At 45.7% G+C, this 23,696-nt stretch carries 20 protein-coding genes; 15 read left to right on the plus strand and 5 right to left on the minus strand.

Going from position 1 to position 23,696, the window contains the following annotated elements; all coding sequences use genetic code 11:
• The 9 genes from urtE (at position 1) to ureG (ending at position 6,788) form a co-directional block, all read left to right on the plus strand.
• Positions 1-696 carry an urea ABC transporter ATP-binding subunit UrtE gene (gene urtE / locus QUF19_RS03080; protein ID WP_102438051.1) on the plus strand — a complete coding sequence of 232 codons (696 nt, stop codon included), beginning with the start codon at positions 1-3 and terminating at the stop codon, positions 694-696.
• Positions 693-1,640, plus strand: coding sequence for an urease accessory protein UreD (locus QUF19_RS03085; RefSeq protein ID WP_286295810.1), 948 nt, complete (start codon positions 693-695; stop codon positions 1,638-1,640). The genes urtE and QUF19_RS03085 overlap by 4 nt, the downstream gene beginning before the upstream one ends.
• Before the next feature lie 132 nt (positions 1,641-1,772).
• On the plus strand, positions 1,773-2,075 hold the full coding sequence (gene ureA / locus QUF19_RS03090) for an urease subunit gamma (RefSeq protein ID WP_004735119.1): 303 nt from the start codon (positions 1,773-1,775) through the stop codon (positions 2,073-2,075).
• A gap of 11 nt (positions 2,076-2,086) precedes the next feature.
• Complete coding sequence (locus QUF19_RS03095; protein WP_017069302.1) at positions 2,087-2,422, plus strand: urease subunit beta; 336 nt, start codon at positions 2,087-2,089, stop codon at positions 2,420-2,422.
• A 41-nt stretch (positions 2,423-2,463) separates the two neighbouring features.
• On the plus strand, positions 2,464-4,167 hold the full coding sequence (gene ureC / locus QUF19_RS03100; protein WP_286295834.1) for an urease subunit alpha: 1,704 nt from the start codon (positions 2,464-2,466) through the stop codon (positions 4,165-4,167).
• A gap of 88 nt (positions 4,168-4,255) precedes the next feature.
• A complete protein-coding gene (ureE, locus tag QUF19_RS03105) occupies positions 4,256-4,708 on the plus strand; it encodes an urease accessory protein UreE (RefSeq protein WP_286295837.1) in 453 nt (150 codons plus the stop codon).
• Between the two features lie 73 nt (positions 4,709-4,781).
• Positions 4,782-5,378 (plus strand): HupE/UreJ family protein, encoded by a 597-nt coding sequence (locus QUF19_RS03110; protein ID WP_286295841.1) that lies wholly within the window; start codon positions 4,782-4,784, stop codon positions 5,376-5,378.
• Positions 5,379-5,419: 41 nt separating this feature from the next.
• Positions 5,420-6,100 carry an urease accessory protein UreF gene (locus QUF19_RS03115; protein WP_286295844.1) on the plus strand — a complete coding sequence of 227 codons (681 nt, stop codon included), beginning with the start codon at positions 5,420-5,422 and terminating at the stop codon, positions 6,098-6,100.
• A 46-nt stretch (positions 6,101-6,146) separates the two neighbouring features.
• Complete coding sequence (gene ureG, locus QUF19_RS03120; RefSeq protein WP_004735125.1) at positions 6,147-6,788, plus strand: urease accessory protein UreG; 642 nt, start codon at positions 6,147-6,149, stop codon at positions 6,786-6,788.
• 119 nt (positions 6,789-6,907) lie between these two features.
• Here ureG and xseA read toward each other — a convergent pair whose 3' ends face one another.
• Positions 6,908-8,254 carry an exodeoxyribonuclease VII large subunit gene (gene xseA / locus QUF19_RS03125; protein WP_029405079.1) on the minus strand — a complete coding sequence of 449 codons (1,347 nt, stop codon included), beginning with the start codon at positions 8,252-8,254 and terminating at the stop codon, positions 6,908-6,910.
• A 269-nt stretch (positions 8,255-8,523) separates the two neighbouring features.
• Between xseA and guaB the strand changes: the two genes are divergently transcribed.
• From guaB to QUF19_RS03150, 5 genes are all read left to right on the plus strand, one after another.
• Positions 8,524-9,987, plus strand: a complete 1,464-nt coding sequence (guaB, locus tag QUF19_RS03130; protein WP_004735127.1) for an IMP dehydrogenase — start codon at positions 8,524-8,526, stop codon at positions 9,985-9,987.
• A 365-nt stretch (positions 9,988-10,352) separates the two neighbouring features.
• Complete coding sequence (guaA, locus tag QUF19_RS03135) at positions 10,353-11,906, plus strand: glutamine-hydrolyzing GMP synthase (RefSeq protein WP_192890033.1); 1,554 nt, start codon at positions 10,353-10,355, stop codon at positions 11,904-11,906.
• A gap of 287 nt (positions 11,907-12,193) precedes the next feature.
• The gene (locus QUF19_RS03140) at positions 12,194-13,906 is read left to right on the plus strand and encodes a chitinase (RefSeq protein WP_286295852.1); all 1,713 of its coding nucleotides are present in this window, start codon (positions 12,194-12,196) and stop codon (positions 13,904-13,906) included.
• 274 nt (positions 13,907-14,180) lie between these two features.
• The gene (locus QUF19_RS03145) at positions 14,181-15,731 is read left to right on the plus strand and encodes a Na+/H+ antiporter NhaC family protein (protein WP_286295855.1); all 1,551 of its coding nucleotides are present in this window, start codon (positions 14,181-14,183) and stop codon (positions 15,729-15,731) included.
• 703 nt (positions 15,732-16,434) lie between these two features.
• Positions 16,435-17,028, plus strand: coding sequence for an acetate uptake transporter (locus QUF19_RS03150; RefSeq protein WP_017106470.1), 594 nt, complete (start codon positions 16,435-16,437; stop codon positions 17,026-17,028).
• Positions 17,029-17,204: 176 nt separating this feature from the next.
• Here the strand turns inward: QUF19_RS03150 and QUF19_RS03155 are convergent, their stop codons facing one another.
• From QUF19_RS03155 to QUF19_RS03170, 4 genes are all read right to left on the minus strand, one after another.
• The gene (locus tag QUF19_RS03155; protein ID WP_102438073.1) at positions 17,205-18,752 is read right to left on the minus strand and encodes an alanine/glycine:cation symporter family protein; all 1,548 of its coding nucleotides are present in this window, start codon (positions 18,750-18,752) and stop codon (positions 17,205-17,207) included.
• Positions 18,753-19,208: 456 nt separating this feature from the next.
• On the minus strand, positions 19,209-20,564 hold the full coding sequence (locus QUF19_RS03160; protein ID WP_286295863.1) for an MBL fold metallo-hydrolase: 1,356 nt from the start codon (positions 20,562-20,564) through the stop codon (positions 19,209-19,211).
• 147 nt (positions 20,565-20,711) lie between these two features.
• On the minus strand, positions 20,712-21,479 hold the full coding sequence (locus tag QUF19_RS03165) for a 1-acylglycerol-3-phosphate O-acyltransferase (RefSeq protein ID WP_286295865.1): 768 nt from the start codon (positions 21,477-21,479) through the stop codon (positions 20,712-20,714).
• A gap of 197 nt (positions 21,480-21,676) precedes the next feature.
• Positions 21,677-22,615: a hypothetical protein gene (locus QUF19_RS03170; RefSeq protein WP_286295867.1), complete on the minus strand. Its 939-nt coding sequence runs from the start codon at positions 22,613-22,615 to the stop codon at positions 21,677-21,679.
• A 255-nt stretch (positions 22,616-22,870) separates the two neighbouring features.
• Between QUF19_RS03170 and QUF19_RS03175 the strand changes: the two genes are divergently transcribed.
• On the plus strand, positions 22,871-23,665 hold the full coding sequence (locus QUF19_RS03175) for a YeeE/YedE thiosulfate transporter family protein (protein WP_286295870.1): 795 nt from the start codon (positions 22,871-22,873) through the stop codon (positions 23,663-23,665).
• The last annotated feature ends 31 nt before the right edge of the window (positions 23,666-23,696 follow it).

Genomic DNA, 23,696 nt, shown 5'->3' on the forward strand with positions numbered 1-23,696 from the left:
ATGTTAGAGGTTAAATCAGTTAATCAATATTACGGTGAGAGCCACACCTTGTGGGATTTGGATATGCAGATCCCGGAGGGCAAATGCACGGTGTTAATGGGGCGAAACGGTGTTGGTAAAACCACCTTGCTGCAATGCATTATGGGGCTGGTTAAGGTTGAAAGTGGTGACATCTCTTTATCGGGCGAGTCACTTTTGAAAACCGATGCCGAGGATCGTTCTCGCCAAGGGATCGGCTATGTGCCACAAGGTCGCCAGATATTCCCGATGCTTAGCGTTCAAGAAAACCTAGAAGTTGGCTTACCGATTAGAGAGAAGGGCGATCGTAAGATCCCCGAGTTCATCTTCGATATCTTCCCAGTGTTAAAAGAGATGTTGCATCGCCGTGGTGGTGACTTATCCGGTGGTCAGCAGCAACAGCTTGCGATTGGTCGAGCGCTGGTGGTTAATCCCAAGCTATTGATCTTGGATGAGCCGACCGAAGGTATTCAGCCCAATATTGTGCAAGAGATTGGCGACATCATTCGCATGCTCAACGAGAAGATGGGGCTTACGGTTCTGTTGGTTGAGCAGAAGCTGCCATTTGCGAGAAAGGTCGGTGACCGTTTTTGTATTCTCGATCGTGGGCGTCAGGTGGCTGAAGGTGAAATGACAGGGCTCGATGAGTCCTTGATTAAGGAGTACCTAACCGTATGAATTCTCTATTTTCTCCGAATGAAGTCAGGAACGCTTCTTTAGTTGAAGCCTTATCTTTGAATGACACCATCGAACAAGATATTCGAGACGGTTGGCAAGCGAGCTTAAACCTCACCTTTGTCGACCGCGGTGACAAAACCGTATTAAAGAATCGTCAGCAGTCTGGTCCGCTTGCGGTGCAACGCCCCTTGTATCCTGATGGGGAAACGTGTCACACCTACTTACTCCATCCCCCCGGCGGAGTAGTGGGTGGCGACACTCTCAATATTGAGGCAACTGTAGAAAGCGGCGCTCATACGTTGATTACCACACCCGGCGCGACCAAGTTCTATCGTTCTAACAACAAGTACGCCAAGCAGAAGCAAACCCTTCGAGTGAAGCAAGGTGCGCGCTTAGAATGGATGCCGCAAGAGAACATCTTTTTTCCCAATGCACACGTTCGTTTAGACACAGAAATTCGTCTTGAAAAGGGTGCACAGTTTTGGGGTTGGGAGATGCACTGTTTTGGGCGACCTGCACAGAATGAGGGATTTGAGCATGGTCACCTCGTTGGGAAAACAGAAATCTATCTTGATAATCAAAGGCTTCTGACTGAAGGTTTTAATTTTCATGGTGGCGATAAGTTAATGATAAATATGGGGTTACTTGATTTCTCAATGATGGGGACTTTTTATCTCGCCTCAAATGAGAAGCAAGATTTAGAGTTGGTACAGAGCTTGCTCTTATCTATTACACAGCAAGCTTCACAGCAATCAGTTACATCAAAAATGTCGAGTGAACCTACATTAATAATGGGCGCGACGCAGATAGAAGGATTGATTGTAGTGCGAGCCTTGGGTAATTGGAGTGAAGACATCCTCCAGGCCTTTGGTCAGATATGGCAAGCAACTCGCTCTCATTTATGTGGTACGACTCCGGATTTACCAAGGATTTGGGCGACTTAGCGATTAGCCCTTTTGTACCTAGGGTGACTTCCGGCTCTAGGTACATTTTTTCAAGCTTGCTGTGTTTGAATCCCACTTACTGCTCATGCGTTTCTGAGCAATAAGAAAACAACACTAACAGCGGGCGGCTAAATGGAATTAACACCAAGAGAAAAAGATAAGCTACTTATCTTCTGCGCAGGAATGCTGGCACAGCAGCGCAAACAAAAAGGCTTAAAACTCAATTACCCAGAATCTATTGCGCTGATCAGCAGTGCCATTCTTGAAGGTGCCCGTGAGGGTAAAACCGTTTCGGAATTGATGGATTTTGGACGCACACTGCTTACCGTCGATGACGTAATGGAGGGGATCCCTTCCATGATCCCAGATGTACAAGTCGAAGCTACTTTTCCTGATGGCACCAAGTTGGTGACCGTTCATGAACCTATCGTGTAGGGAGAAGAAGTATGGCTGGCTCCACCAAACAATATTCAGGCTTAGTTCCCGGAAAAGTAGAAACCGCTCCCGGAGACATCACTCTAAATGAAGGCCGAGATACGACGTCCGTTAAGGTTCAAAACATTGGCGACCGTCCCGTGCAAATTGGCTCTCATTACCACTTCTATGAAGCAAACCCTTCGCTGATCTTTGACCGAGAAGCCACTAAAGGCTTCCGACTCAATATCCCCGCAGGTACCGCCACCCGTTTTGAACCGGGTCAGTCTCGCAGCGTCGAGTTAGTGCGTTACGCCGGTAAGTTAGAGATCTACGGCTTCCAAGGAAAGGTGATGGGCAAGCTTTAAGCGCTCTTCACGGAAACAATTAAAACAACAAAGGATTGATCATGGCGACGATATCCAGACAGGCTTACGCCGAAATGTTTGGCCCAACAGTCGGTGACCGAGTGCGTCTTGCTGACACCGATTTATGGCTAGAAGTTGAAAAGGATTACACCGTATACGGCGATGAAGTGAAGTTCGGCGGCGGTAAAGTGATTCGTGATGGACAAGGGCAAAGCCAACGACCAAGTGCCGAAACGCCTGACTTGGTGATCACCAACGCGATTGTGTTGGACTACTGGGGCATCGTAAAAGCGGATGTCGCAATCAAAGATGGCCGAGTTCAAACATTGGGTAAAGCGGGTAACCCAGACGTTCAACCGGGCGTTGATATTGTTATTGGTCCGGGCACTGAAATATTGGCGGGTGAGGGTTCTATTCTCACGGCTGGTGGTATCGATTCACATATCCACTTTATATGCCCGCAACAGATTGAAGAAGCTTTGGCGTCGGGTGTGACAACCATGATTGGCGGTGGTACTGGGCCAAACACGGGTACCAATGCAACCACGTGTACACCGGGCCCTTGGAACATGCATCGCATGCTGGAATCGCTCGATCAATTCCCGATGAATTTTGGTTTGTTAGGCAAAGGCAATGCCAGTCAGCCAGAAGCTCTACGCGAACAAGTAGCGGCAGGTGCAGTGGGTTTGAAGTTACACGAAGATTGGGGAACAACCCCTGCTTCAATCGATACCTGCTTGAGTGTTGCTGACGAGATGGACGTACAAGTCGCGATTCACACGGATACTCTGAACGAGTCTGGTTTTGTTGAATCAACACTTGGCGCAATCGGTGATCGCGTGATTCATACCTATCACACCGAAGGTGCGGGCGGTGGTCATGCTCCCGATATTATTCGCGCTGCAGGCGAACCGAACGTTCTGCCTTCTTCGACTAACCCAACACGACCTTACACTATCAACACGGTAGACGAGCATTTAGATATGTTGATGGTGTGTCATCACCTGTCACCGTCAATTGCTGAAGATGTCGCGTTCGCTGAGTCGCGTATTCGCCGTGAAACCATTGCCGCAGAAGACATTCTTCATGACTTAGGTGCATTCTCGATGATCGCATCGGACTCGCAAGCGATGGGTCGTGTAGGCGAGGTAGTAACCCGTACTTGGCAAACTGCGCACAAGATGAAAGTGCAGCGTGGCAGCCTAAAAGAAGATTCAGATTACAGCGATAACTTCCGCTTAAGACGCTATGTCGCTAAGTACACCATCAACCCTGCGATCACTCATGGCATGTCTCATGAAATCGGTTCTATAGAAGCAGGGAAATTAGCTGACCTAGTGTTGTGGAAGCCCGCCTTTTTTGGTGTAAAGCCAAGTGTGATTTTGAAAGGCGGCATGATCGCCATGGCACCGATGGGCGATCCAAACGCTTCAATCCCAACCCCTCAGCCAGTTCACTATCGCTCTATGTTTGGTAGCTACGGTAAAGCATGTCAGAACACATCGATGCTGTTTGTCTCTAAAGAAGCCAAAGCGCAGAACATTGATAAGCAATTGGGTTTACAGAGCTTGATTGGCGTAGTGAGTAACTGCCGAAACATCAGTAAAGCCGACATGAAGTTGAACGATTGGATGCCAAAAATTGAGGTCGATTCTCAGACGTATCAAGTGCGCGCCGATGGGGAACTGCTGACATGTGAGCCAGCTGAAGAGTTGCCAATGGCTCAGAGATATTTTCTATTTTAATAGCTCGGCAGAGGCTCTTGTTTTAGCTCTTAATTGAGGGCTCTTATTTTGAACGTTATAAATCTCACAAGGAGATTGAGGTAATAGCATGATTGAACTGACTCAACTGAATACTCAAATACAAAATGCACCGGACGGCTACTTAAGCCTGCCGATCGATAGCCGCATTAAAAGCCGTCTTAAGGTGATGCTTGATGATGGGCGCAATGCCGGACTGTTTCTACCACGAGGTCATATCTTGCGTGGTGGTGAACAACTCTCAAGTGAATGCGGTTTAGTCGTCGAAGTGAAAGCGGCACCAGAAACCGTTTCGACTGTTTACTGTGAAGACATGCTCCTGTTAACACGAGTGGCTTACCACCTTGGTAACCGTCATGTTCCGTTGCAAGTGGAGGCGGGCTGGGTGCGTTATCAACATGACCATGTTTTGGATGAAATGGTTGAAGGTTTGGGCGCTAAAGTGACGACCGAGAAACAACCCTTTGAACCTGAAGGTGGCGCTTATGGTGGTCGCTCAGGTGGGCATCATCACCATCATTAATCGAGTCATTTGAGACTCACCCATTTATAGATACAACCACGATATTAATAACTATAAACGCAAGGAACACGCGATGAACTTTAAAACAGCTGCAGGCTTATGCACTTTCACAATAGCTTCTCTAACAACATCAACATTGGCTTTCGCTCACCCAGGACATGGAGCGCATTCGGTTCATGAGTCTCACTCGTTTATGTCTGGCTTAACTCACCCAGTGACAGGTATGGATCACCTGATCATGCTGATCGCTTTCGGTCTATTAATTGGCGCACTGTCGTTCTCAACCAAGATAAAAGCCGCTCTGATTGGCGGCGGATTAGCGTCTTTGGTAGTAGGGCTTATCGCAGGCCAAGCCTTAGGTTTCTCTGTGATTGTTGAGCCAGCTATTATCGCTTCTCTGTTCGTCGTCAGCTTATGTTTATGGCACGTGTTCTCACCATCAACCAAGCGTGTAAACAGCGTATTAGTCGCTTCTATTGCTATGCTGTTTTTCCATGGTTACGCACACGGTGTTGAGGCCGCGAGTAATCTGACTCAATTCGCAATCGGTATGAGCATCACTGCTCTGGCATTAATGGTTATCGGTACGTTTGTTGGCCGCGCGGTTTTCTCTAAATGGATGTCGGTCGGTGTGGCTTCAGCAAGCGCACTATTGTTGTTAGGCGCGTAAGCTCTCGAACTTTTCGATTCTAGAAGACAGAGAGTAAGAGTATGACCACAACAGAAAATGTCGCCATTTATCGTCTGTTTCAACTGATCAGCCCATCGCTGCCGATTGGTGGTTTCACTTATTCGCAAGGTCTTGAGTTGGCGGTTGAAGCGGGGTGGGTGACCGATCGCGATAGCATGGAACAGTGGCTTAATACCATCGTCAGTTCCAGTGTGGCGACTTTGGAATTACCCATCTTAGAGCGTCTTTATCATGCTCTAGAAAAGGGTGAAATCGATGAGATTGAGCATTGGTGTAACTACTTATACTCAAGTCGTGAAACCAGTGAATTACGAGCGGAAGAAAAGCAGCGCGGGCATGCATTGAACACCTTATTGAAGCGCTTAGATATCGATATTTCGCTGGTGGACTCTGTTGATAGTCACCCAAACCAATTGCTGGGAATGTGTATGGCAGCTCAACATTGGGATATTGATTTAGAGAGCCTCAAGCAAGGGTATTTATGGAGCTGGCTTGAAAATATCGTTACCGCAGGCGTGAAACTGGTGCCTTTAGGGCAAACCGATGGGCAGTTGGCACTGATTAATATCACCAACACCTTTCCCGAGATCATTGAGAAAGCACGCACGATAGAAGATTGGATGATAGGGAGCTTTTCGCCTTCGATGGCATTAGCGAGTTCACTGCACGAAACACAATACACACGACTATTTCGTTCGTAGCGGTAAGCACAAACGATGTAGTAAAAAGAATATAAGGAAGTAGATAATGGAAAGTTATAAGCAACCACTTCGAATTGGTATTGGCGGCCCGGTAGGGTCTGGTAAAACAGCCTTGTTAGAGGTGCTATGTAAGGCGATTCGTGACAAGCTAAACATTGCCGTAGTAACCAATGACATCTACACCCAAGAAGATGCCAAGATACTCACGCGAGCAGAGGCTCTGGAACCGGATCGTATTATTGGTGTTGAAACGGGTGGTTGCCCACATACGGCGATTCGTGAAGATGCCTCGATGAACCTCGCGGCAGTGGAAGAGCTGGCCAAGCTGCATAAAAACCTTGATGTAGTGTTCGTTGAAAGTGGTGGCGATAACCTCAGTGCGACGTTCAGCCCTGAGTTAGCCGATCTTACTATCTACGTGATTGATGTAGCGGAAGGAGAAAAGATCCCACGTAAAGGTGGTCCGGGTATTACACGATCGGATCTGTTGGTTATCAACAAGATCGATTTAGCACCATATGTAGGAGCGTCGCTTGAGGTGATGGAGCAAGACACGCAGCGCATGCGACCAACCAAGCCATATGTGTTCACCAACCTAAAAGAGAGCCAAGGCTTAGATTTCATCATCAACTTTATTGTGACGGAAGGCATGCTAACGATGAAGGAGCCTTCTACGACTGAGTCATGAGTAAGGAGTAAGGTTTGAATCCGTTCGTTTTCTTTCTAAGCTAATAGATACAAAAAAAGCCCTATCGATTATCGATAGGGCTTTCTGGTTTTAAATGATTTTTAACGTTCTAGTAGAAGCTAAAGCTCGCTCTTCGCGACTCTTGTAGTCACTTGCGATTCAATCACGCCATCTTCAACTTGAGTGGTGATCACTTCACCTACTTCTACGTCATTAATCGATGACACGGTCTTGCTCGATGCTGAATGGGTAATACTGTAGCCACGCTTTAGGGTTGCCAATGGACTTACGGTCTCTAACTTTTCGGCAGCCATAGCTAGCTGGTGGCGAGTGGTTAGTAATGTCTTATCCATCGCATCAAGTAGTTTTTGCTCTGAACGTTGCAGATGCAGTTTCTGTTCGCCAAGGCGTTTTACTGGTGAGTTCAACTGAAGCTGGTGCTGTTTACGTTCAACACGCTGTGCATGCTGCTTTAAGTATTGAGTCATACCACGACGCAAACGCATGTCTAAGTCATCAAGCTGCTGACTCTGCTTTTGCAGTTGGTAGCTCGGGTGTTGTTTCTCTAAGCGGTATTTCAACGTTTGAGTTGATTGCGCTTGTTTGATTAACACATGACGAATCGCACTCACTAAACGAGCACGTTTAGATGCATAAGCTTGCTCTTTATGACTGTTGTCACGGCTAACCAATTCAGCGGCTGCTGATGGCGTTGGAGCACGCATATCGGCGACGAAATCGGCGATAGTGACATCAACTTCGTGTCCAACGGCGCTGATAATCGGGATCTGACTTGCTGCAATTGTGCGAGCAACGATCTCGTTATTGAAGCACCATAAGTCCTCTAATGAACCGCCGCCACGACCCACGATCAATACATCACATTCGTTGCGCTCATTGGCACGTCCAATCGCTTGAGCGATCTGAATCGAAGCTCCTTCACCTTGTACCATGGTCGGATACACGATGACTGGCAATGAAGGATCGCGCCTTTTCAGTACGTCTAGAATATCAAACAGTGCAGCGCCGGTTTTAGAGGTGATGACACCAACGCACTTAGGATGTTCTGGCAGAATTTGTTTACTGGATTGAGCAAACAAGCCTTCCGCCGCCAAGTTCATCTTAAGTTTTTCAAACTCTTGCTGAAGCTTGCCGTCACCTTCTGGCTGCATGCTTTCGATGATAAGTTGATAGTCACCACGCGGCTCATAAAGAGACAGACGTGCTTTGACTAAAACTTGATTACCGTTCTGGGGTTTAAAAGTCACACGACGGTTATTGCCGCGAAACATGGCGCACTTAACTTGAGCGCGAGAGTCTTTAAGTGTGAGGTACCAGTGACCAGATACAGGTGCAGAGAAGTTTGAGATTTCACCAACGAGCCAGACTATTCCCATTTCGTTTTCTAATAGGAGACGAACCTCTGAGTTGAGGCGAGAAACAGTAAAGATGTTTGGATTAGTCATAGAAGCACTATCTTTCCTTGAAGGAAGGTCTTTCTTGGAATCTCACAGGGCGTGAGTATGGAAGATAGCGGCAATATAATACATAGCAAGGGGGTAAATGCAAATTAAAAATACAAAAATGTGTAGCCAAGCGATTTCGTTGGCCGTATAATCCGTCCGCAATATCTAATCCAAATGCAGTTTGATTTTCCTTAATTGGCTGCCCTCATTAGGCGAAACGATGAGATTGGATTGTTTCTTTTTACTCCTATTATTGTGAGATATTGCAAATGCTAAGAATTGCCAAAGAAGCGCTGACATTCGACGACGTACTGCTAGTGCCAGCACACTCCACCGTTCTCCCTAATACAGCTGATCTTCGCACTCAGCTGACGAAGAATATTTCCCTAAACATCCCAATGATCTCTGCATCGATGGATACTGTGACAGAAGCTCGCCTAGCGATTGCACTGGCACAAGAAGGCGGAATAGGCTTCATTCATAAGAACATGTCTATTGAACAACAAGCTGAAATGGTTCGCCAGGTTAAAATTTACGAAGCAGGTGTGGTTTCTCACCCTGTTACTGTAAACCCTGACGCGACAATCGCTGATGTTGTAGCCCTTACTCAAAAGCACGGCTTCGCCGGTTTCCCTGTTGTTACTGAAACAAACGAACTTGTTGGTATTATTACTGGCCGTGACGTTCGCTTTGTGACTGACCTTTCTAAGAAAGTTGACGTAGTAATGACGCCTAAAGCTCGCCTTGCTTCTGTTAAAGAAGGTGCAACTCGTGAAGAAGTTCAAGAGAAAATGCATGAAGCGCGTGTTGAAAAAGTTCTTGTTGTAAATGATGACTTCCAACTAACGGGAATGATCACTGCAAAAGATTTCCACAAAGCAGAACGCAAACCAAACGCTTGTAAAGATGAGCGCGGCAGCCTACGTGTTGGTGCAGCTGTTGGTGCTGGTGCTGGTAACGAAGAGCGCGTTGCTGCTCTTGTTGAAGCTGGCGTAGACGTTCTACTTATCGACTCTTCACACGGTCACTCTGAAGGCGTACTTAACCGTATCCGTGATACGCGTGCTGCATACCCTGATCTACAAATCATCGGTGGTAACGTAGCAACTGGCGCTGGCGCTCGTGCTCTTATCGAAGCGGGTGTTAGTGCGGTTAAAGTGGGTATCGGCCCGGGTTCAATCTGTACGACTCGTATCGTTACTGGTGTTGGTGTTCCTCAAGTAACAGCAATCGCAGACGCAGCTGAAGTAGCTAACGAATACGGTATTCCAGTAATCGCAGATGGCGGCATCCGCTTCTCTGGCGATATCTGTAAAGCTATCGTTGCTGGCGCATCTTGTGTGATGGTTGGTTCAATGTTCGCGGGTACTGAAGAAGCACCGGGTGAAGTTATCCTTTACAACGGTCGTTCTTACAAGTCTTACCGTGGTATGGGTTCTCTTGGCGCTATGTCTCAAGGTTCTTCTGACCGTTACTTCCAATCTGACAACGCTGCAGACAAGCTTGTTCCAGAAGGTATTGAAGGTCGTATTGCATACAAAGGTCGTCTAAAAGAGATCGTTCACCAACAGATGGGCGGTCTACGCTCAAGCATGGGCCTAACGGGTTCTGCAACTGTTGAAGATATGCGTACTAAAGCTGAGTTTGTTCGTATCTCTGGTGCGGGCATGAAAGAATCTCACGTACACGATGTTCAAATCACGAAAGAAGCTCCTAACTACCGTTTAGGTTAATAATACGTCCAAACGTTTGAATAATGTGCTGATTTAGTCGGCACATTAATATACCAATCGTAGTAAATAACTGGTCATCCTAGCTTGTTAAAAACCTCGATAACTTCGTTAGAATTTTTGATTGTAGAATAACTACTTATCAGAAAATTCTGCCTCGTTCTCAAGCTTTTTTCCTACGCTATTCCTGAACACTTACTTACTGTGATTGGTATTATATCTACCGCCTGTTTTGTTTAGAGAGTGATTCTCACAAAACATGGGGTTAAAGATATCTAACGAAAACGTTTGCTTTATTTCTTGAAGAGTTAATCAGAGGTGAGTAAACTCGCCTCCGTTTTATCACATAGCCAATAAGACTGCTTACAATGACTAAAAATATTCATGACCAACGTATTCTAATTCTGGACTTCGGTTCTCAATACACACAGCTAGTAGCTCGTCGTATTCGTGAGATCGGTGTTTACTGTGAACTTTGGAGCTGGGACGTAGAAGAAGCGGATATTCGTGAATTCAATCCAGACGGTATCATCCTATCTGGTGGCCCTGAAAGTGTAACGGAAGAAAATTCTCCACGTGCACCTCAGTACGTATTTGATTCAGGTGTTCCTGTCTTCGGTATCTGCTACGGCATGCAAACGATGGCTGAGCAACTTGGCGGTAAAGTAGCAACGTCTACTGAGCGCGAGTTCGGCTACGCTGCTGTACAAGTAACGGGTGAATCTGCACTTTTCGCTGACCTTGAGACAACTCAAGACGTTTGGATGAGCCACGGTGACAAAGTGGTTGAAATCCCTGCTGATTTCACAAAAATCGCAGAGACAGACACTTGCCCATACGCAGCAATGGCAAACGAAGATAAGAAATACTACGGCGTTCAATTCCACCCAGAAGTAACACACACTAAAAACGGCCTAAAAATGCTTGAGAACTTCGTTCTTAACGCGTGTGGTTGTGAAGGTCTGTGGACTTCAGCATCTATCATTGAAGATGCAGTTGCACGTATTAAAGAACAAGTAGGTGACGATGAAGTTATCCTTGGTCTTTCTGGTGGTGTTGATTCATCAGTAGTTGCGATGCTTGCTCACCGCGCTATCGGCGACAAACTAACATGTGTATTTGTTGATAACGGCCTTCTTCGTTTAAACGAAGGCGAGCAGGTTATGGACATGTTTGGTGACCAATTCGGCCTTAACATCATTAAAGTTGATGCTGAAGATCGTTTCCTTAACGCTCTGGAAGGCGAAGCTGAACCAGAAGCGAAACGTAAGATCATCGGTCACGTTTTCGTAGATATCTTCGATGAAGAGTCTAAGAAACTGAAGAATGCTAAATGGCTTGCTCAGGGTACTATCTACCCAGACGTTATCGAGTCTGCAGCATCTAAGACTGGCAAAGCACACGTAATCAAATCTCACCACAACGTTGGTGGCCTTCCTGATGATATGGAAATGGGCCTTGTTGAGCCTCTACGTGAGCTGTTTAAAGATGAAGTACGTAAGATTGGCCTAGAGCTTGGTCTTCCATACAACATGCTTTACCGCCACCCTTTCCCGGGTCCAGGTCTAGGTGTTCGTGTACTTGGTGAAGTTAAGAAAGAGTACTGTGATTTACTGCGTCGTGCTGATGCTATCTTCATTGAAGAGCTTCACGCTGCTGACCTTTACCACAAAGTATCTCAAGCATTCACGGTATTCCTACCAGTACGTTCAGTTGGCGTAATGGGCGATGGCCGTAAGTACGATTGGGTTGTATCTCTACGTGCAGTAGAAACTATCGACTTCATGACTGCTCACTGGGCACACCTACCATACGACTTCCTAGGTAAGGTATCTAACCGTATTATCAACGAAGTTAACGGCATTTCACGTGTTGTTTACGATATTTCTGGTAAGCCACCAGCAACTATCGAGTGGGAATAATCTCTTAGAGATTTAACCAGTTTTGATTAAGCTCTTAAGCCTCGAACTCAGTTCGGGGCTTTTTTCTTTCTGATTCAGGGTATTAAGAGCTATATATAACCGCTAGAAACCAAATGAGTTGGAAACTAGATATCAGCTCAAGAAAGTATGAGACGCGTTGTTACGTTTAACTATACATAAAACTATCACTCGCACTTTTTATAAATTCATACCGCAACAACTAGGTCATTTCCCACGCGCCGCATACTCTTTGATGGACTTATTAAGGACAGATAAGAGAATCCATCATGTTAAAAATCAAATATTTGGCGACAGTAGTTGGCTGCACTTTAGCAGCACACAGTTACGCGTCTTTGAACATTCAACCTGATCCGCAAAACCCGAATGGCTACCTTGTTGAAAAGTCGGCATTACAAGCTGCAGAACAAGCGAAAACATCCGATCCTATGTATACGATCTGGTCACAAGCATTACAAACTCGTCCCAACAGTATCGTTGAAGCGATTGAGCCGGGTTTAGCCTCGAACCCTGAAAACGTGAAACGAGTCGAGCGTGTGTTCCCTCAATCTGAATGGGACTTCCTCACTCAGATGGCGGCACCTGAATACACATACACTCGCTTCTTACGTGCGATTGGTAAATTCCCAGCCTTCTGTGGAGAGTACACCGATGGCCGTGATTCTGATGCCATCTGTAAAAAATCCATCATTACGGCCTTTGCTCATTTCTCACAAGAGACGGGCGGCCACATCGCAATAGACAACACCTCTGATAACCCATTAGCGCTAGAAGAGTGGCAGCAAGCGCTGGTGCATGTTCGTGAGATGGGTTGGTCTGAAGGTCAAGAAGGTTACACCACGGGATGTGGCCAGAACGATTGGCAAAATGCGCGTTGGCCTTGTGCCGCAGGGCAGGGTTACTTCGGGCGTGGTGCTAAACAGCTTTCTTATCACTTTAACTATGGCGCGTTCTCAGAAGTGATGTTCGATGGCGATGCAACGGTTCTATTGAATAATCCAGGTTTGGTTGCTGATTCATGGTTGAACTTGGCTTCTGCTATCTGGTTCTTCCTTACCCCACAAGCACCTAAGCCTGCAATGCTGCATGTTATTGACCGTACTTGGACTCCCTCTCAACGTGAATTGGATGCGGGTATTGGTTATGGCTTTGGTACCACGATCAACGTGATCAACGGTGGTATTGAGTGTGGTGAACAAAATAAAGACAAAGGCCAACCCGTTAACCGTATTCGTTATTGGGAAGGGTTAGCAGCGCACTATGAAATTCCTGTAGAGGCGGATGAAGCCAATACTTGTTGGCAACAAACGCCTTATGGAAGTTTGAATCTGAATGGCGCAACCGATGTGTTGTACACCAACTGGGATGGCAACTGGAAATACTACGCAGACCGCCCAGAAGGCTACTCATTTGAATGTGAACTTGTTGGTTTCCAAACTGCTTATTCAGCGTTAGTAGCGGGCGATTACGAGAAGTGTGTGACCAACTTTTATGGGTCTCATGCGAGCTGGCCTGAAGTAAAAGTGGTCGATAAGCTTGATCCGGTAGACCCTGGGACAGATCCGGGTGGTAATGGTTGGAGTGCGACCAAGGTTTACAACGTTGGTGACCAAGTTACTCACAACGGTGCAACCTACGAAGCGAAATGGTGGACACAAGGGGATGACCCTGCCAATGGCGACCCATGGAAATTGGTTGCTGGAGAGCCAACACCACCGGTAGTGACAGATCCATCGCCAGTTGACCCTGCACCTGTCGATCCTGCTCCGGTAGACCCAACCCCAGTTGAACCACCTGTTACCGAGCCGCCTGTCGTTGTTGATCCATCGGTGTTTATCACGTGGCAAGCGGGTGTTAGCCAAGTGAGTAATGGCGACAAGGTGACACATAATGGCAAGTGCTTCGTAGCTAAAAACGGTCCGGGTGTTTGGGAAAGTCCTGTTCAATCGAATTGGTTCTGGGATGAAATCAGTTGTAATTGATAGTCTGAATACTGAGGACATGACCTAAGTTACGAGGTCAGTCGTACGACTATAATGATATAAATAATCAAAAGCCGAAAGTTTCTACTTTCGGCTTTTTTTCGTTTCGAACTTGGTTATTTAAGAAGGTCGACTGGTCTATTGGGCTATGTTGAAGCGCATTTAAAGACTAATTATCCAGTTAGAGGATAAAGTTCTGTACAAATACCTGTTGTGAATTTATATTCAAATTTAACTTATATTTATTCTTTTATTTTAGGGTTAAGGTGTACCTATGGAACAGACAGATATCACGTCACTCATCCCCATTGTGATTACTTTGGTGTTGTCGTTGGCGACAAGGAATGTGGTGATAGGCCTTTTTGCTGGTGTACTAAGTGGCGTAGCGATGCTTACTGGTATGTTTAGCGAACTTAACCCGCTTGATACGTTTGGTACCATGGTTAAAGGTTACCTAGTCCCTCAACTTACCGACAGCTATAACGCTGGTGTGATCATGCTGTTGGTGTTCATCGGTGGCTTTGTCGCTTTGATGGAGAAGTCAGGTGGTGGTGTTGCTTTTGCAAAACGTGTTACTCAATGGGTAAGCAATAAATGCCAAGCTCAAATCTCAGCATGGTTTGGTGGAATCGTTATATTTTTCTCAGACTTAGGCACCCCTTTAATTGTTGGCCCTGTTTTTCGTCCTCTTTTCGATAAACTGAAACTTTCTAGACAGAAGCTAGCATTCATCATTGATTCAACCTCATCGCCAGTTGCCATTCTTATTCCTTTCATTGGATGGGGCGTTTACATCATGAGCCTGATCCAGAAAGAATTTACTGCGTTGAGCGTTAACATGTCTGATTGGGATGCTTTCATTGGTGCGATTCCTTTTCAGTTCTACGCATTCCTAGCGATCTTCATCGTGCCTTTGGTGTCAGTCAAAGGTTTAGATTTTGGACCAATGGCGAAAGCGGAACGTGATTGCCAAGCGGGAATCGATACTGGCGTGAATAGCGACTCTCTGAATCCGTTCTCGCATAAAAATGCAAAGGCCTCTTTTGTTTGGGCGCCGTTGTTAGTGATGCTGATTGTGTTGTGTGCCATGTTGGTTCCGCAAGGCTTCCCATTTCAAAAGGTCGCGGGTTCATCATTCAGAGCAGCTCTATCATCGGCTTACTTTTTTGCTGCGATTACCTTGATCTCGCTAATGGCTTACTACGGTGTAAGAAAGCTGTCTGACGGTGTTTCTGTGTACTTAAAAGGCATGGGAAACATGATGCCAGTTGCGATCATTTTGGTGTTGGCTTGGGCGTTAAGCACAGTTGGTAAAGAGTTGGGTGCAGCAGCTTATATCGCAGAGCAAGCACAGAGCGGCTTCCCTTACTGGTTAGTGCCTGCGGTTGCGTTTTTATTATCGGCTATCATTTCATTCGCTACTGGATCGTCATGGGGAACCTTCGCGATAATGATGCCATTGGTTATCCCTACGGCTGTGGCAATAGATGCTCCGCTTCTGGTTGCGATTGGTGCGGTACTTTCTGGTGGCTTGTTTGGTGATCACTGCTCACCGATCTCTGAAACTACCATTCTGTCTTCGACTGGCGCTGGGTGTGATCAGTTTGAGCACTTTAAAACTCAGCTTCCTTACGCATTAATGAATGGTTCAATCGCTTTGGTCAGCTTTGTCGTGGCAGGATTCACGGGTAGTCCATTAGTCGTGTTAGGTGCACTGATTGCTCAGCTAATTATTGTGACTTTATTAGCTAAGCGTGATGCTAGTAAAAACGCTTCTGCAGAAGTTCAATCTGAAGTCTCTGATTCTAAAGTTCAACAAGCGTAATTTAGACTACAACTGAGGGGCGAGATTTAATGAAATAGATACGGGATGCGAGTAAACGAGTAACGAAAATATCGCCCTATTATTACTCGTGTTTGCTATTTAGTTTCTCGCTTACTCGTATCTAAGCAAACATCTGTTATTCCCTACAGCGAGGAACGAGCGTGATAGGGAATCTCTGTGTTGGCTGGCGGTGCTTATGTCTAAGGGCGAGATTCCTGATATCTCGTTCCTCGATTCTGGAATGACGATCTAATGAATAGATACGGGATGCGAGTAAACGGGTAACGAAAAGCTCGCCCTCTGTTGCCTACGTTTGCTATTAAGGGGGCGCTTACTCAAATCTAAAGACTCTTTTCGCATCCCGAATCTAGTTACCCGCATCTTTTTCATATGCATATCACTAACTTCAATCTCAACACGCTCTTCGTATCCCGCTTACTCGAATCTACAGACTCTCTTCGTATCCCGAATCTCGTTACTTGCATCTTTCTCAGGGTGAGGAACGAGCGTGGCAGGGAATCTGCTCATTGATAGTTTCTATGAATCAATCTGCCTTATTATGAAACTGATTTTCCATGAGATCATTTTGACAACCTTAGTTTGCGTTAACTTGATTATCCTTTATGGCGGTTTATAGATTAAAATTTTCTTACAAATTTTATCGATTTTTTTTAATCAACCACTTTAATAAGGTAAATTCGCAATGTCGACCAAACTAGCTAACCCAGCGCCACTAGGCTTAATGGGTTTCGGTATGACCACTATTCTTCTTAATATCCACAACGCAGGTTTCTTCCCAATGGATTCAATGATCCTTGCGATGGGTATTTTTTACGGTGGTTTGAGCCAAGTTATCGTGGGCACTATGTGTTTCAAACGTGGTGACACGTTCGGTACAACTGCGTTTACTTCTTACGGCCTATTCTGGTTGTCTTTGGTTGGTTTGATTGTAATGCCTTACATGGGCCTACCAGCAAGCCCTGCAGCATTCATGGGTTGGTACCTACTACTATGGGGCATCTTCACAGGCTTCATGTTCATTGGTTCTTTATGCTACCCAGTAGCGAAGCAGGTAGTATTCGGTTCACTAACTATCTTGTTCTTCCTACTTGCAGCTCATAATTTCACTGGCAGCTCACTGATCGGCACTATCGCTGGTTTCGAAGGTATCTTCTGTGGCGCTTCAGCTATCTACTTTGCAATGGCACAAGTAATCAACAACGAATACGGCCGCACAGTACTGCCTGTTGGTGAGAAGAAAGCACCGCAAATGGCAACACAAGAAATCGCTGCTTAATACTCTAACTTGGGAACAGTTAGTTCGTTATAAATAATGAGATCGTTATAAACAGCGATTTGTTATGAACAAAACAAAAGGGGTTAGCCGAAATGGCTAACCCCTTTTTTATGCGTTATTAATAGCGCGAGTTAAAGCGAGCTACTTATTAAAGCAATCTATCTGTTAAGGCAATCTTACGATGAAGGTTGCTCTACAGGTTTAGTGTCTGCAGCTTCTGCTTCAGGAGACTTACCTGTTTTACGCTTGTACTTCTCTTCCCAGTAAGTAGCACCTTTGATGCCTAGTTTTACAGGGTTGAACGTGTACTCAGTTACGCCTTGTTTCTGTTGCTCTTCATAATCAGCAAGTGCTTTAAGCGCAGGCTTAGACATGAAGAAGATGATCAGAATACCAACGATGTTTAACCATGCCATCAAGCCAACACCAACATCACCCATTGCCCAAGCAAGGTTCGCTGTTTTGACTGTGCCATAGAAAACCGCAGTGATAAGAACAAGCTTAAGTACGAACATCATGCCTGGGATCTTGATGGTACGACGTAGGTAAGCAATATTCGTTTCTGCGATGTAGTAGTAAGCAAGAATCGTTGTAAATGCGAAGAAGAACAGAGCAAATGCGATGAATGGCTTACCAATGCCTGGTAGTGCACTTTCAATAGCAAGCTGTGTAAATACAGGACCATTCGCACCAATGTTTGCTGCTAGGTTCTGAACAAGGAACACGCCTTCAGCGCCGCCGTGAACGTTGTAAGCACCAGTGATGATGATCATGAACGCTGTAGCAGAACATACTAGAAGAGTATCGATGTAGATAGAGAACGCTTGTACCAAACCTTGCTGAGCTGGGTGATCAACACTTGCAGCCGCCGCCGCGTGAGGACCAGTACCTTGACCCGCTTCGTTTGAGTAAACACCACGCTTAACACCCCAACCAATTGCAGCACCGAAGCCTGCCATAGGTGTGAATGCATCGCCGATGATCATTGCGAAAACAGTTGGCACTTGGCCGATGTTTAGCAGAATGATAACGAACGCGATGATGATGTAAGCCAATGCCATGAATGGAACAACGATTTGTGTGAAGTTCGCAATACGTTTAACACCACCAAAGATGATGAAAGCAAGGATGATAGCAACAACAGTACCAGTGAAAATTTTAGCGAAACTGAATGTACCGATAGCTGTTTCAATCATGTCGCCTGAGCCAAATGCAGCTTCTACAGCATTACCAATACTGTTTGACTGAACACCTGGAAGCAAAATACCACATGCAAAAATAGTCGCGATAGCGAAGATCCATGCGTACCACTTTTGACCCATTGCTTTTTCAATGTAGTAAGCCGGACCACCACGGAACTGGCCTTCGTCTTCTTCTTTGTAGATTTGCGCTAGCGTAGATTCTGCGTAAGCAGTCGCGGCGCCAAAGAAGGCTACAACCCACATCCAAAATACTGCACCTGGGCCACCGAAACCGATAGCGGCTGCAACACCAGCAATGTTACCTGTACCTACACGGCCAGATAGCGAAACGGCTAGAGCTTGGAAAGACGAGATGCCTTTTGATGAGCTTTTACCCGATAGTAGCAAGCGCCACATTTCAAAGAAGTGACGGATTTGAACAAATCGAGTCATGATGGAGTAGAACAAACCTGCACCTAAACATAGGTAGATAAGTACTGGACTCCAGATTATTCCATTCAAAAAATCAACGAATGACTGCATGAGTATTTTCCCTGTTAGTTTTGCTTATGATTGTTTTTCGAACAACACAATACTTCACTTGTAACCCAAGTGTTAAATTATTTAACTGCGCATTAGGATTACTGTGACATAAAGCAAGTTACAGAGGGTGTTTGTTAACGCTTAGTGCTAATTCGATAATCGTTCTATTTAGCTGTATATGCAATCGATTGTATTTTTAGGCGTTTGGCTGAGTGAATAAATAGTGATTAATACAAAAAGGGAAATTTGAGGCGTAAAGAAGAAACGAAATTGAGAAAAACAACGGTGAAGGCCGCTTAGCATGAACGGCTGTTATGTGAGTGGTGGGATGGAGCAAGCTGGAACATATCACCGACATCGTATCTATGGGCAGGCCTAAGTGGCTGCGTTTTTGAGGATGTGATTATGGCAGTTTTAATCTTTATCAGAGGGGAAGTCGCGAATTTGGTCGCAACTTCAAACAACCTTGAATCCTTGTTTAAGTAATTCTTGAGCGAACTCAGACTGAGTATTTGGCTCTCCGTGTATCAAATGCAGCTCTTTTGGTGGAACGGGAATTCCTGTTATAAATCGATTAAGGTCCTCTTTATCAGCATGAGCAGAATAGCCAGACATACCATGGATCTGAGCATTAACTTCAACGTCTTTGTTATCAATAGAAACCTGTTTTTCGCCTTGTTGGATCTCGCGCCCGAGCGTTCCGTGTGCTTGGTACCCCGCTAAAATGACATCGGTTCGTTTGTCGGGAAGTAAGGCGGATAAGTAGTTCATTATCCTGCCGCCTTGGCACATTCCAGAGGCTGCGACCACAATCGCGGGTTCACCTGTCGAACGCAGGCGATTGACGATTTTCTTGTGCATTCGATGCCCATCAACGGTAATGCATTGTTCAAAGGCGAGTGGGTGACGTTTCAGTTCAAGGCGATGCTTGGCTTCTTGCCCCCATAACTCTTTAAAGCGTCGATAGGATCGCGTCACCTTTTCTGCCATAGGCGAATCGAGGATGATAGGAATATCGCTGCTGAGTTGATGCTCAAAGATCAGGTTTTCAATATCAAACAACAGTTCTTGTGTTCGGCCGATACTAAATGCCGGGATCAGGATGACGCCACCATCGAGTAGTGACCGATCAATGATCGCTTTGAGACGTTCAGAGCGTGTAGCAATATCATCATGTGTACTGGTGCCGTAAGTCGACTCAATAAATAGGTAATCGGCTTGTTGTGGTGATTTAGGATCGGGCAGCAGTGGCGTGTTACTTGGACCTAAGTCGCCAGAAAAGACCACCACCTCTTGGTTGGGTAATTTAATCTCGATATAGGCCGAACCTAAGATGTGCCCAGCAGGTTGAAAACGAGCATACAGAGTATTTGGCCTATGATGATCCTTTCCGTTGTTTTGCTGTGCGGAGGTGATGGGAAACCATTCCCCGTAAGGCTTGGGAGCTATCAAAGCATGAATCTTTTTGAGTATCAGCTTCGATTGTTTATTGCTGAGCCCTTGTAGTTTTAGTCCGTCTTCAATCATTAAAGGGGCGAGTTCAGCCGTCGCCTGAGTGCAATAAATCGGTTGGTTAAAGCCACTGGCGAGCAACCAAGGTAACCGACCAATATGATCAATATGAGTATGAGTCAGCAGCAGAGCGTTGAGGTGGGAAGTTTCAAATTCAATATCAAGAGGACGTGCGTCCGAACCTTGGGACTCTTTACCTTGAAACAAGCCACAATCGATGAGCACCGATTGGCCTGAATCTCTTAGTTCGTGACAAGATCCTGTGACAGTACGTTTGCCGCCATGGTGAATCACTTCCATCGTTTACTCCCATTGCTCAATAAAGCCATTAACGCCTGTTTTTATTTTGCGGATAAGCGCCGGCATGTAAAACAAGAACAATGAGAGTTGCGATCGTTGAGTGTCTTTTTAAGTAACTGAGCGATGACTCAGTGTATTCGTTGCGAGTTAGTTCGTAGAAGAACCGTCTGAATCCAGTTCTGGGTTTTGCTGTGCTTCTATACGAGCGACTTCAGCATCTAACTGTGCAATTTTTTCGGCCATCAATGCGTGACAGCGATTCGCCAATTCTCTTGCGTCGCTGAGCTTGTACCCAGTCACATCGATAGGCTCAAGCATCTCGGTGATCACAATGCCATTATTAACTCGGTTGAGGTCAATCTTATTGTGCGTGGTGCTGGTACACATCGGAGTGATAGGCACGCCGGCTTCAATCGCCATTCGGAAAGCGCCCGTTTTGAATGGCAGTAGTCCACGCCCTTTACTGCGCGTTCCTTCAGGGTAAACCCAAACAGACAGATCTCTCTGATGAATTGCTTCTGCCACTTGCTTGATCGTATCGCGTGCTTTGGATTTATCTTCGCGGTTAATCATGATGTTACCGGTGATCCAATACAGCAGACCAAAGAAAGGCACATACAACAAATCACGTTTGCCCAATGAAACAGTGCGAGGTCTTAGCATTCCAGGGTCAGTCACAAAGTCTAATATGCTTTGGTGATTAGAGATGTAGACGCTTTTTTCTGACGTCGGCGCATTGTCTAGGCCACGCTGTACCAGTTTCACACCGACGATCTTTTGTAGTTGATTGAACCAACGGCAGAAAACGTACACATGCTTAGGGTTCTTGGGGCTAAACAAGCAGTAAACAAAAGCACAGAGGGTGGTGAAAATAATAAACACCGTAGCCAAAATAATACGAAGAACAGCAAGCACAATTCACTCCTTACTCACCGCAAGATTGCAGTGATTAAATAGTTTTAGATGCTTGAAGTTTTCACTCTATTTAACCGAATTGCAACAATTAACTGTTAAAGGGTGTGATTTTTAGATCTTTATATAAAACAAGGACTAACAATGGGTGTTTGACACGGTTATCGAGCTTACACGTGTTCACCAGTAATGGTTAATGATCACCAATATTGTTTATTTGGGTCCGATTTTTCTACCCATTCTGGGTTTTGTCGCGACTCTAAGTAGAGTTGTAGGCCGTTATAAGACATGAAAGCCGCTGGGCCACCAAGATGCTCGAAATAGTCAAAATAATCATCTTCAAGCGCGCAAAGGTGAGCCAAATCTTTAACGTTATTCATCATTGCCCATTGAATAGCGAACACCGGAGCCGTCGAACCTGAAATGCTGACCTCTTCGACATTTGGGTTGAACAGTGAATTGGCTTGCTCAAGCTGTATCTCTTCTTGTTCAGACTCTTGCTGCAAAATCTCTTCGATGATCTCCGAGCGCTTGGTATTGGAGACGTTTTTATTCAGCTTGGCGATTCGCAGTGCGTAGCTAAAACGGTCTGATGAAACGATGTCTACAAGCTGCGATAACAGTTCTTTATCCACCCCTGCAGCTTTGGTGAAGTAGTCGATACACGAATTGATTGAAGCATAACGAGTACCGTCGAATTCAAAGCCACAGGTTTCGTCGTAGGCCTCGATTACAATGTCATCAACCGACAAAGGCCAGCCTTTATAGTCGATTCGCTGCTTGGCGATTTGATACATCTTCCAAGCACTGCGCCCAAACCCGCCAAGTGTTGAACCTGAAAAGTCAGAATCAATAAGCTCTTGTTCCGTCCAATTTTCACCAATCCCTAAGTGCTTTGCGTACTTATCGATGAGTGCGTGTTTTATTTGATCGCGCACAGCCCAAATTGAAGTCAGATCTTTTGCATACCTAACACTTGCGCACTCCTTACAAGCCGGCAGCGCAATCGGTGAATAGTCTATCTTGGCAATAGCCTGTGCAGTCTTAGGGAATTCAACAACATCATTGGAAGGTTCACCACAAAACCAACAGGTGTGGCGCAGGTTGAATGGGGTGTCTATGTACGAGTATGTGGTCATTAGTCTTTTATCGGCTGGGTGCTTGAGGGCGGTTAATTATCAAAACAATTATCCCTGTTCGGACTTGTCCTTGCACGCTGTTATTGGATGTTCTGACTATATTTAACCAACGACAATAATAAAATCAATGCAATTCGGGGGCTATGTATGTTGTTTATTCTCGCTTTACTCTGCATCTTCTTGTTGGGGTATCTCGCCCAAACTACCGGCCTTTGCATGGTTCGGGGAGTTAAAGAGGCGACAAGCGGATCACCAATGTTGATTGTCGCGATTGTGTTTAGTGGCTCATTGGCTTGGGTGTTTATGGCATTAGGATCGGCAGTGGAAGGACGATCTTTATCTTCTGCGTTTTGGCCGAGTCTGTTTTCATTGTTCGGCGGTTTTTTGTTTGGTATCGGAGCGGCGATTAACAGTGGTTGTGGAGTATCGACGGTGAGTCGTTTAGCTCGTGGCGAAGTGGTTATGTTGGCGACCATATTAGGGTGGTTCGTTGCTTGGTTGTTGTTTGCTCCAGTGTTGCCGACGGAGTTAAAAGGATCTCGGTTGGTATTATCTGATTTTTCCCGATATGCATTCCTTGGGATCATTTCGTTCATTATTGTGGTGAGTTGCTACTTCATGAATGCAGTAAATCGCAAGTTGTGGTTCTCAATGTTGGGGATTGGGTTAATGGCAGGCTTTGTTTTCTTGTATGAACCGCATTGGACGCCAAGTGGTTTATTGAAATCAATGGGAACTTCACTCTGGCATGGAAGAGTTGAAGATTGGCCAAGCAGCGAGCGTTTTATATTAATGGCCATGCTGTTAGTAGGAATGGTCAGTGCCGCGTTGTTTACTGGATCTTTTTCTTTGAGGTTGAGCTCTATACGTCGATTGGGTAAACACTTGGTTGCGGGTGTGCTCATGGGATTTGGCGCCGTAATGGCTGGTGGCGGGAATGATACTCAGCTGTTAGTGGCGATGCCGGTACTCTCGTTGGCGGGTGTTTTTTCTGTGTTGAGTATCATTGTGGGTATATATACCGGAGTTAAGTTGATTCAAAGCCGATAGTTAGGGACAGTACGTAAATAACATGAGCACG

The organism is Vibrio sp. FE10 (genome assembly GCF_030297155.1).
GTDB lineage: Bacteria > Pseudomonadota > Gammaproteobacteria > Enterobacterales > Vibrionaceae > Vibrio > Vibrio apostichopi.

What these genes read in the sequence shown, in the direction of transcription:
- guaA (WP_192890033.1), top strand. Translation starts at nt 10,353, where the DNA reads ATGACTAAAAATATTCATGACCAACGTATTCTAATTCTGGACTTCGGT.
- QUF19_RS03170 (WP_286295867.1), bottom strand. Translation starts at nt 22,615, where the DNA reads ATGACCACATACTCGTACATAGACACCCCATTCAACCTGCGCCACACC.
- QUF19_RS03175 (WP_286295870.1), top strand. Translation starts at nt 22,871, where the DNA reads ATGTTGATTGTCGCGATTGTGTTTAGTGGCTCATTGGCTTGGGTGTTT.
- urtE (WP_102438051.1), top strand. Translation starts at nt 1, where the DNA reads ATGTTAGAGGTTAAATCAGTTAATCAATATTACGGTGAGAGCCACACC.
- QUF19_RS03155 (WP_102438073.1), bottom strand. Translation starts at nt 18,752, where the DNA reads ATGCAGTCATTCGTTGATTTTTTGAATGGAATAATCTGGAGTCCAGTA.
- QUF19_RS03095 (WP_017069302.1), top strand. Translation starts at nt 2,087, where the DNA reads ATGGCTGGCTCCACCAAACAATATTCAGGCTTAGTTCCCGGAAAAGTA.
- QUF19_RS03110 (WP_286295841.1), top strand. Translation starts at nt 4,782, where the DNA reads ATGAACTTTAAAACAGCTGCAGGCTTATGCACTTTCACAATAGCTTCT.
- QUF19_RS03145 (WP_286295855.1), top strand. Translation starts at nt 14,181, where the DNA reads ATGGAACAGACAGATATCACGTCACTCATCCCCATTGTGATTACTTTG.
- xseA (WP_029405079.1), bottom strand. Translation starts at nt 8,254, where the DNA reads ATGACTAATCCAAACATCTTTACTGTTTCTCGCCTCAACTCAGAGGTT.
- QUF19_RS03085 (WP_286295810.1), top strand. Translation starts at nt 693, where the DNA reads ATGAATTCTCTATTTTCTCCGAATGAAGTCAGGAACGCTTCTTTAGTT.
- ureA (WP_004735119.1), top strand. Translation starts at nt 1,773, where the DNA reads ATGGAATTAACACCAAGAGAAAAAGATAAGCTACTTATCTTCTGCGCA.
- QUF19_RS03115 (WP_286295844.1), top strand. Translation starts at nt 5,420, where the DNA reads ATGACCACAACAGAAAATGTCGCCATTTATCGTCTGTTTCAACTGATC.
- ureC (WP_286295834.1), top strand. Translation starts at nt 2,464, where the DNA reads ATGGCGACGATATCCAGACAGGCTTACGCCGAAATGTTTGGCCCAACA.
- QUF19_RS03150 (WP_017106470.1), top strand. Translation starts at nt 16,435, where the DNA reads ATGTCGACCAAACTAGCTAACCCAGCGCCACTAGGCTTAATGGGTTTC.
- ureE (WP_286295837.1), top strand. Translation starts at nt 4,256, where the DNA reads ATGATTGAACTGACTCAACTGAATACTCAAATACAAAATGCACCGGAC.
- QUF19_RS03140 (WP_286295852.1), top strand. Translation starts at nt 12,194, where the DNA reads ATGTTAAAAATCAAATATTTGGCGACAGTAGTTGGCTGCACTTTAGCA.
- QUF19_RS03160 (WP_286295863.1), bottom strand. Translation starts at nt 20,564, where the DNA reads ATGGAAGTGATTCACCATGGCGGCAAACGTACTGTCACAGGATCTTGT.
- ureG (WP_004735125.1), top strand. Translation starts at nt 6,147, where the DNA reads ATGGAAAGTTATAAGCAACCACTTCGAATTGGTATTGGCGGCCCGGTA.
- guaB (WP_004735127.1), top strand. Translation starts at nt 8,524, where the DNA reads ATGCTAAGAATTGCCAAAGAAGCGCTGACATTCGACGACGTACTGCTA.